This is a genomic window from Sedimentitalea todarodis (assembly GCF_032595355.1).
In the GTDB taxonomy this organism is placed as follows: Bacteria; Pseudomonadota; Alphaproteobacteria; order Rhodobacterales; family Rhodobacteraceae; genus Sedimentitalea; species Sedimentitalea todarodis.
Genome location: NZ_JASMWN010000072.1, coordinates 1 through 2,500, shown reverse-complemented (window position 1 = coordinate 2,500; position 2,500 = coordinate 1). Strand labels below are relative to the sequence as shown.

Here is a 2,500-nt window from a genome sequence, read left to right as displayed (position 1 = left end):
TGTGAATCCCGGAGACAAATTGGACCACAGAAACGGCCGGATGATCTGGTCGTAGCGGAGTAAAATTCCGCCACTTTACGCCTGAGGTAACGAACTGAAGGCGGGGAGATGTATTCTGTGGAACTTTATAATCGGGTGCGCCGTGCGTGCCATGTTGATGGTATGAGCGGGCGCGAAGCGGCGCGACTTTTCGGGATTGATCGCAAGACGGTCTCGAAGATTTTGCAGCACTCGGTGCCACCTGGGTATCGGCGTAGTGAAGCGCCAGCGCGACCGAAGCTGGATCCGTTTATTCCAGTGATCGACCAAATCCTTGAAGACGACAAAGGCAAGCTGAAGAAGCAGCGCCATACCGCCAAACGCATTCATGCCCGGCTGCGCGATGAGCATGGGTTCACTGGCGGGATTACCATCGTCACCGATTATGTCCGGGAGAAGAAGTGCCGCTCCAAAGAGGTCTTCGTGCCACTAAGACACGCGCCAGGGCATGCGCAGATGGATTTTGGTGAGACCCTTGGCGTGATCGGCGGTGTTGAATGCAAGTTGCACTACTTCGTGATGGTACTTCCGCACTCTGACGCGATCTTTATCAAAGCCTACCCTGCTGAGACGACCGAAGCTTTCTGTGACGGTCACAATGCGGCCTTTGCGTTCTTTGGTGGCGTGCCCTTGTCGGTGCTCTATGACAACACAAAGATCGCAGTGGCCAAAATTTGCGGTGACGGTACGCGTGATCGGACCCGCAGCTTCGCAGAACTTCAATCCCATTATTTGTTCGACGATAAGTTTGGCCGCCCCGCCAAGGGGAACGATAAGGGGCATGTTGAAGGTGGCGTTGGATACGGGCGGCGGAACTTCATGGTGCCCGCTCCGCGCTTTGAGAGCTTTGATGCCCTGAATGCTTGGCTGGAAGAGCAATGCCTGCGGCGCCAGAATGACATTGTGCGCGGCCACAGCGCGACGATTGGTGAGCGGCTGTTGCGCGATCTGGATGCACTAATAGCGCTGCCGCTCGTGCCTTATGACGCCTGCGAGAAGGTTAGCACGCGGGCAACGTCAATCTCGATGGTTCGCTATCGGTCCAATGACTACTCGGTGCCGGTGGCCTATGCCCATCATGAAGTCCAGGTCCGTGGATATGTCCATGTGGTCGTGATCGGTTGCGGTCCCGTGGTGATCGCGCGGCATAAGAGGTCCTATGACAAGGCGGACATGATCTACGATCCCATGCACTTCCTGCCCCTGCTGGAGCAGAAAGTAGGCGCTTTGGATCAGGCCGCGCCCCTTCAGGGATGGGACCTGCCAGATGCCTTTGCCACGCTGCACCGGTTGCTTGAGGCCAGGATGGGCAAGCCAGGTAAGCGTGAGTATGTTCAGATCCTGCGTTTGCTGGAAACCTTCGAGATGGACCACGTCCACGGTGCCGTGCGCCAGGCGCTCGATCTTGGCGCTATTGGCTATGATGCCGTGAAGCATCTGGTTCTGTGCAGGATTGAACGGCGACCGCCCAAGCTGGACCTTGATGTCTACCCATTCTTACCCGCCGCTCAGGTCGAGACGACGAAAGCGGCAAGCTACAAGGTGCTGATGTCGGAGGCGGCGCCATGACGGACGCGCCTCAGGTTCTGCTCACCCATCACCTCAAGAAGCTGAGATTGCCGACGTTCTTGAGCGAACATGACAAGCTTGCCCGCCAATGCGCCGCCGAAGGCAAAGATCACGTCCAGTACCTGCTGCGGCTGTGCGAACTGGAGCTGATCGAACGCGAACGCCGGATGATCGAGCGACGCATCAAAGCCGCCAAGTTCCCGGCTACCAAAAGCCTGGACAGCTTTGACTTCAAGGCGATCCCGTCGCTGAACAAGATGTTGGTGATGGAACTCGCCCGCTGCGAGTTCGTCACGCGCCGCGAGAACATCATCGCCCTCGGTCCATCAGGCACAGGCAAGACGCACGCGGCCTTGGGATTGGGCTTGGCAGCATGCCAGAAAGGCATGCGCGTCCGCTTCGTCACAGCCGCCGCACTGGTGCATGAACTGATCGAAGCCGTCGATGAACGCCGCCTGCAACGCCTGCAAAAACAACTGGCAGCACAGGACCTTCTGATCATCGACGAACTTGGCTTTGTGCCGTTGTCAAAGACCGGGGCGGAATTGCTGTTCGAAGTCATCAGCCAACGTTATGAGCGTGGATCGATCATCATCACATCAAACCTGCCATTCGATGAATGGACGGAAACGTTCGGTACTGAGCGCCTCACAGGGGCCATCCTCGATAGGCTTACCCACCATGTCCACATTCTTGAGATGAACGGTGAAAGCTTCCGGCTGCGCGAAAGCCGCAAATCCAAAACAAACAACTGATCAGAACTGGCCTGCGGCCAGTGCGCCTTGGCAAGCTTAGCTATGTGAAGAGCACGCGTGCCAAGGCGCGGTATGGCTCAAACCCAGTGGCCCAGTTTTACACCGGTACGTGGCCCCATTTTGCTCCGGGATTGACA

General features: G+C 57.2%; 2 protein-coding genes. Both read left to right on the top strand.

The genetic code is table 11. From position 1 onward, the window contains the following. Positions 1–108: 108 nt before the first annotated feature. A complete protein-coding gene (gene istA / locus QO231_RS25960) occupies positions 109–1,608 on the top strand; it encodes an IS21 family transposase (protein ID WP_316783169.1) in 1,500 nt (499 codons plus the stop codon). After that, a complete protein-coding gene (gene istB / locus QO231_RS25955; RefSeq protein WP_316783167.1) occupies positions 1,605–2,363 on the top strand; it encodes an IS21-like element helper ATPase IstB in 759 nt (252 codons plus the stop codon). The genes istA and istB overlap by 4 nt, the downstream gene beginning before the upstream one ends. Positions 2,364–2,500 lie beyond the last annotated feature (137 nt).